Consider the following 7,190-nt stretch of genomic DNA (forward strand, 5'->3'; position numbering starts at 1 on the left):
ATGGTAATCGCTTATAACTCTTTATATCGTATTATTTTATAAGTTATATTTTAAACATATACATTCACATGCATTTTACACTTTTAATAATTTAAAATGGAGTATTTAGAGAACTCCTTGTTAGTTTATGTTTTTCTTTTATTTCTTAATAAAACTTTACAAGTTTGAGTTCTCTTTTTCTATTTTACACATAATATTTTATACTATGATAATATTTTGTAAAATTTACTAATACAATATTCACTATTTCATTCTAATATATAATTTATAAGATGTTAGGAGGTCCTCATTGATATCAATGAGGATTGGTCTCCAAAAGCCGACGGGCTAGATATTAATGGTATAGCTGAATCTTCGTTAGGAAATATCCTAATCACTTTTTCACCTCTTCTAATTTCTTCATTTAATCTTTCTAAACAATTTGTTGTTCTTAATCTCTTATGGACTATTTCATTTCCTAGATAGGAAAAACATCTTCAAATCCTTCATCTAAGACATTTAAGCTATTTTGATATTTCTTTTCATTTTCATATTTTTTTAATATTTCATTTTTCATTGCCCTTGCTAGCTTTATATCTTGTATTTTAAATAGAGACTTAATACCTTCTCTAAATTCTTCTGTATTTTTCTTTGGGGCTTTTGATAAGATATTTCTTAGGAAATGAACCTGATATCTTTGCCTTGTTACGTTTATGAATGTTTCTTTTATTGCCTTTACTAGTCCCTTATGGGTATCTGATATTAGCATTTTTACACCTGATAAGCCTCTTTGTTTTAAATAATCAAAGAAGTCAGACCGTGAATACTCATTTTCTCCATCGCTAATATCAAATCCTATGATTTCTCTGCTTCCTTTTTCATTTATTCCTATTGCTATATGACAAGCTTTTGATACTACACGATTCTTTTCCCTTACTTTTACGTATACTACATCTACCATTATGTAGGGATATTTTATCGTACTTAGATCACTATTTCTCCATAGTTTTACTTCTTCGTCAAGTTCTTTGGTTAAGGATGATACAAAGGATTTAGAATATGTTTTACCACACGTATTTTCTATTAGCTTTGGTATCTTTCAAAAACTTCTGCCAAAAATTTTCAATCTCTTGTTCTAGCTACTCTTATGGTCAATGTTCCTATCTTTGTTGTGTAGTCACGTTCATAGTAGCCATTAGGGTAAGTAGTTCTATTAAGATCTCTTTTATAGGCTTTATTTTCTAAGTATTCATATCTTTCTTTTTCCATAAGATGGTTAAAAACTTTTGTTAGGATTGATCTAGCGATTTTGTTGTCGACAGATTCATTAATTAAACTTTGTATTTCTTCTTGGTTAATTGTAAAGTGTAATTGGGTCATTTGATTCCTCCTAGTTTGTTTTTATGCTTAAAACATTGTACTAGTTAAGGGGTCAAATGACCTTTTTCTTTTTACACAATTATACGGACTTTATCTAATGATACTATATCTAAAATTTTTGTGCATTAAAATAAATATGGTTACTATTGGTTTAATCCTGTTCATGTGTTAAAATATAAACAACTAAAGATTTTTACACCTAAACGGTATAATAAAAGTTAAAAATTGATTTTTATATGATTTAATTACAACTGACGACATAATTGTTTTTATCGGATAATCGTTAGTTGTAATATAGTAATGTTAAAATGAAAATCAGAGTACTCATGTTGAGTTGCCTTTATCTTTGATTAAGTAACAGCTATTACTATTAAAGGATAATTTTGAATGTTAATGGATTCCTTATTAATAAGTTTTCAGTAAATGAGAAATATTAGTGTTTAGTTGAAGTAATACTACCAAAATATCCGTATAATAAGTTGTGTTCAGTGGCAATAAGAGTATATAATATTTTAGCTAAAAGATTAAATTTTTAAGATATTAATCCCATTTTAGGTATATAAAATCTTAGTAAGTAATCATAGTTTGAGGAATGAGAGAGATTATGACTGATATTTTTGCATGTAGTATGGCAAAGAAAAGTGATGTAGTGAAGATGGAAAATAATGCTGATATTTTTGCATGTAACGTGAAAAATAAAAGCAAAGTTGATGTAACATCAAAGTCAGATCAAGTCGCGTAAGTGAGATTATTCAAATGAAGCCTAGTCTGTTTTACGCGGATTAGGCTTTATTTTATAAGAGGAAATAAAGTATGAAGATACTAACTGACGATTTTACTCGTAATTATAAAGTGATAAATCAAAATGGGAATGTAGTTTTTTCTAGTGAGTCAGAAATTTTGCTATCAAATATCAACAGGTATTATGAATATGCAAGTTCAATAGATTCTTTAAGTGTGGTGTATTACAACTTGACTAAAAGATGTGATTTTAATTGTACATATTGTTATTCTATTCATGATAATTCAACTGTTAGCATGGAAGATAATTATGTAATTTTGAGAAAGTTAAAAGAGTTAAATGCTAAAAATATTACACTTATAGGAGGGGAACCATTTTACAATGCAAATTTTCATAGTATCTTAGAATCTTGTATTGAATGCGATTTTTTTGATAAAATATATGTTGTTACCAATGGATCATTGATTGATGACTCTAAGATGCATTTGTATTGTAATAACCGAGTTGTGTTTCAAATTAGTATTGATGGTATAGATGAATATACAAATTCAAAAACTCGTGGAAAGAATCATTTTGAAGTGGTGTATAATAATATAAAAAAACTTGTGAAAAATGGTGCTAATGTTGTTGTGATGAAAGTGCTTACTCGTGATAATATAGAAGACTCAAAGGAATTTTATTCATTTTATAAAAAACAAAATATAAATGTTGTTTTTTTTATGGTTAAACAAGTAGTAGATTCGTGCAAACCAAATATTCACCAATTGAAAGAATTGCTTGACTTTGTCTATAATACTGAAAATGGTGATTTAATTAAGACATTTCAAATTGTTAATTTTGCAGATAATATGATGTTTCACAGCCTTGGATTTCCGATAATGCACTGTGGTGCTGGCATTAATGCTTTGAGTATTATGCCCAATGGAGACGTTTATCCTTGCGTGAAGAAAGAGAAAGATGGAAATTGTATTACAAATCTATTAAGTGATACAGCTATTAGTGAAATTAAATCGAATAGACAACGTATTATAGCTAATGATATGGTCGATAAAAAAGATATTTGTTCAGAATGTGATATTGCATATTATTGTGGTGGTGGATGCAGAGCAGAAGAAAGTGAATGCAAACAAATATGTTTGTATAATTGTGATTATTTTCATTTTGCTAAAGAATATTTTATTGAAAAAGTGCTTAAAAAGTATTCGGATACTGTCATAAAGTGCAATGATAAAGATGAATAACTTAGGAAGATAGGGCGAAGTTATGAATAAAAATACAAATTTGCTAATTTCAGCTATAGCAATAAATACTATTGGAGATATAATTTTTGATTTATTTATTTCTTGGGAGCTAAGCTCTGATACAGGTAATTTTATGAATGCAGTATATGTAATTGGAACATCTTTAGCATTTCGCGCTATTCTGTCGTTTTTTGTAGGATCATTTGTCGATAAGCACTCAAAGAAAAAACTGATGATAATTTCACATATTTCATCAATTGTTATTATCAGTTTATTTGCTTTATTTTGGGGATTGGTTAAAGATTATATTGCAATAGGCTTACTGTTTGTTTTGCTAAATGATATTAATAATGAATTGTTCATTAGAAGTTATATTTCAATGACTTCTGATATATTTGATGAAAATCAGTACATTAAATTTCAAAGTTATTCAAATATTGTTACAAGAATTATTAGTGTTGGAGGAGCAGCTTTAGCAGGTTTATTGATCGAGCATGTTTCAGAACTCGCAATATTTATTATTGATATTGGTACATACTTTATTTCTTTGTTACTTATATCAAAAGTAATTTATGAAGAGATTGTAATCAGCAATAAATTTTCAACTGGCATAATAGATACAATAATATCAGACGTAAAATATACACTTGTGACTATTCGACATTCTTCATACCTATTCGTATTTGTTGTTTTAATGTTTGTCCTTAATCTTGCCTATGGTTATATACCAATGATCTTACCAGTATTTAAGGCAAATATTAACGAATCAGCTTCACTTTTAGGAGTCCTTAAATCATCAATTACAGTTGGTGAAATCGTGGGACTAGCAGTTGTAAGCAAAATAAGTGAATATGTAAGCACAACATTTAAATTAAGTATGTTGCTAAATTTATTTATTATAATGGCTATTTATTCATTTAAAAATCAATTTTTACTAGTTGCTTGCTTTGCTTTATATGGATTTTCGGATTCATTAACACAACCATTATTCGCACATACTGTTGCTAATTTAGATAAAGCAAATAGAGGTAAGTTACTAGGTGGAATTGATGCAATAATTATGTTTTCGCCAAGTATTGGTATATATGCAATTTCTGCAATATCGAATTATAATGAGCTTTTTGGTGGGATTATATTATCTACGATTTTTGTTATTGGATTCTTGATAGTATCTTTTAATAAGAATATGGGGCATATAGTATTAGATACTAAATAATATTTACTTATTGATTGTAAAGAACGAGGTAATTATGGAATATATTATTAATACTACATTTTTGGGGGAGAAAATATCATATGATTTAGTACACGGTAGATTTGATTTTCAGGATGATAATAATTCAAATTCTTTAGTTAGTAACTTTCAATCGATAGTTGAGCATGGATTTTTTTAAAAAAAGCATAGTGATTTTATGTGTATAACTATTGCAACGACAGATGCATGTAATTTAAATTGTCCATATTGTTTTGAGAAGCATGGCAAGAACTTTTTGAAAGAAAAATGTATTCCATCTATTTGTGAACTGATACGTGAATACAAAAAGAGTAATTCTAATGTTACAAGAGTTGTGGTTATTTGGTTTGGAGGCGAGCCACTTCTAAATTTAAATTTTATTATAGAGGCCTCCCATAATATAAAGAAAACTTGTCAAGAACTATCTCTTAATTATAGCGGAAGAATTATTACCAATGGTTTAGTGTTGGACAAATTGATTCCATATATTAAAGAATTATGTATTACTGATATTCAAATTACATTAGACGGGACTAAAGAACTGCATGATTCTAGACGTATTAGTCCTAATGGTACAGGAAGTTTCGATACAATAATTTCTAATATTGAAAAGATAAAGACGAAGATAGACTTAATTATTCGCATGAACATAGATAAAACTAATTTATCAGAGTGCATTAGATTATATGACTATCTAATTCAACTATCAGTAAATCAATCTGTAAGTATTTTTTTTCAACCAATGTTGGTTGAAAACTACGGAGGAGAATCTACTTGCTATGAAGGAATGGTACTTGATGATGAAGAACTGAATGAAGAATATTTGGATTTATTAGAATACACTAATTCTTTAGAGAATCCAAAATATATTGGAGCTTTTTGTAATGTTGATTTTTTAGGAAGCGTGGTTATTCGACCAGATACTTCACTTTGTAAGTGTTGGGCAGAAGTTGCAGAAACTTCTGAAACACATATTTCTATTAATAGTAAAACAAAAAATATATTACACTTTATGAAACAACCTATATATTTGGGAGAAAGAAAATCTTGTAAAACGTGTATCATTTATCCAACGTGTCTTGGTGGATGCAAATATAGAAACTATACAATTTCAGAATGCGATACTAGGCGTAGGGTAGTTTTATCTACTATAAGTAGGCTTTTTTTAAAAGAAAAGACAATAGATGATGTATTTTATAAAATATTAAATAATGAATTGCTATGGCTGAGAAGTATTGGAAGTAAGATTCATTATAAAAATGAAGGTATTAAAGTAAGTCGTTTCGATTTGAATACAACAGATTTTAACTTTTATATAGGTATAGATTATAATGAAAAATGTATAAGACTTTCTCAAGAAATGAAGAATTTTAGATTGTATGATAACTACCTTGTTAGAAAAGGATATGAAAGGGATCCTGAATATGACATAAATTATTATTATTCGAATAGTGAGGAAGATTATGTTGATGAGAAATATTCGTTTGAAGAAAATACTCTTGATGTTTGGGGAGATTATGGGTTCACTAGAAAAAATAGCAGACATACAAAATTTTATTTTATAAGATATGGTAAGGACATAATCGGTAAGTTTTTTGTTATAACTGATATTATAGGTATATATGATTTTAAAATTTATGAAAATTATCAAAATATTGGTCATGGAACGGAAGTCTTACGTTCTTTAATGAAGCTAACAAGTAAGGATCTGTTTATTCAAACATGGAGTGAAAATTATGCTGCACAGCGTTGCTATGAAAGAGCAGGATTTACTAAATTTGAATTAGTATATAGATATATACGAACTGATTGAGAATGTTTCACTGGTTTGTAAATAATTTTATGTATCAGCTTAAATCCTGATATAAAGGTAAGGGTTGATACACAAAAATTTACAAAATCTCTAATTTATGAGAGTTATATTTTACCTCTCCACTTCCTTACCATAATAATTTTCATAGTTTTTCCTATACTGAACAAGGTCAGAAAATTGTTATTTATTTAAAGAATACTCTTGCATAAGGGTGTTCTTTTTTTCTTGCAATTTATCGAGTTTGGATAGTATTTCTTTTTATTTTGTATTTTAAGAAGATTTCATCTTTCATTTTTCTTGCTAGAGTTACATCTTGGATTTTAAATAGTGTTTTGATATCAGTTCTAAATTCTTCAGTATTTTTCTTTGGTGCTTTTGTTAGGATGTTTCTTAGAAAATTTACCTGAATTTTTGCCATGATACATTTATAAATGTTTCTTTTATTGCTTTGACTAAGCCTTTGTGGGCATCAGATATTACCATTTTTAGTCCAGATAATCCTCTAGCTTTTAGATATTCAAAGAAATTTGACCATGAGTATTCATTTTCACTAGTACTTAGGTCTAAGCCTATGATTTCTCTATTTCCTTTTTCATTTATGCCTATTGTTATATGACAAGCTTTTGATACTACTCTATTGTTTTCTCTTACTTTTATGTATACTACATCTACAAGTAAATAGGGATATTTAAGTTTTTTAAATCGCTATTTCTCCATAGTTTTACGTCTTTGTCAAGTTCTTTGGTTAGTGATGACACAAAAGATTTAGAGTATGTTTTACCACATATATTTTCTATTAGC

3 protein-coding genes and 3 pseudogenes are annotated in these 7,190 nt (G+C 27.9%); 3 read left to right on the forward strand and 3 right to left on the reverse strand.

The window, feature by feature from the left end; all coding sequences use genetic code 11:
• Positions 1 to 243: 243 nt before the first annotated feature.
• Positions 244 to 1,359, reverse strand: a pseudogene (locus MUN42_RS07775) (IS256 family transposase).
• An 813-nt stretch (positions 1,360 to 2,172) separates the two neighbouring features.
• Between MUN42_RS07775 and MUN42_RS07780 the strand changes: the two are divergent.
• The 3 genes from MUN42_RS07780 to MUN42_RS07790 all read left to right on the forward strand — a co-directional run bounded on the left by MUN42_RS07780 (position 2,173) and on the right by MUN42_RS07790 (position 6,389).
• Positions 2,173 to 3,342: a radical SAM protein gene (locus MUN42_RS07780; protein WP_243344133.1), complete on the forward strand. Its 1,170-nt coding sequence runs from the start codon at positions 2,173 to 2,175 to the stop codon at positions 3,340 to 3,342.
• A gap of 22 nt (positions 3,343 to 3,364) precedes the next feature.
• Positions 3,365 to 4,558: an MFS transporter gene (locus tag MUN42_RS07785; RefSeq protein WP_243344134.1), complete on the forward strand. Its 1,194-nt coding sequence runs from the start codon at positions 3,365 to 3,367 to the stop codon at positions 4,556 to 4,558.
• Between the two features lie 196 nt (positions 4,559 to 4,754).
• Entirely contained in the window at positions 4,755 to 6,389 is a 1,635-nt protein-coding gene (locus MUN42_RS07790; protein ID WP_279323822.1) for a GNAT family N-acetyltransferase, read from the forward strand.
• Positions 6,390 to 6,500: 111 nt separating this feature from the next.
• Here MUN42_RS07790 and MUN42_RS07795 read toward each other — a convergent pair.
• Together MUN42_RS07795 and MUN42_RS07800 are read right to left on the reverse strand one after the other, a co-directional pair.
• Positions 6,501 to 6,659: pseudogene (locus MUN42_RS07795) on the reverse strand (endonuclease); the annotation flags it as partial.
• Positions 6,660 to 6,705: 46 nt separating this feature from the next.
• Positions 6,706 to 6,807 (reverse strand): annotated as a pseudogene (locus MUN42_RS07800) (hypothetical protein); the annotation flags it as partial.
• Between the last annotated feature and the right edge of the window lie 383 nt (positions 6,808 to 7,190).

It is taken from the genome of Anaerococcus sp. AGMB09787, from assembly GCF_022808955.1.
Taxonomy (GTDB): Bacteria; Bacillota; Clostridia; order Tissierellales; family Peptoniphilaceae; genus Anaerococcus.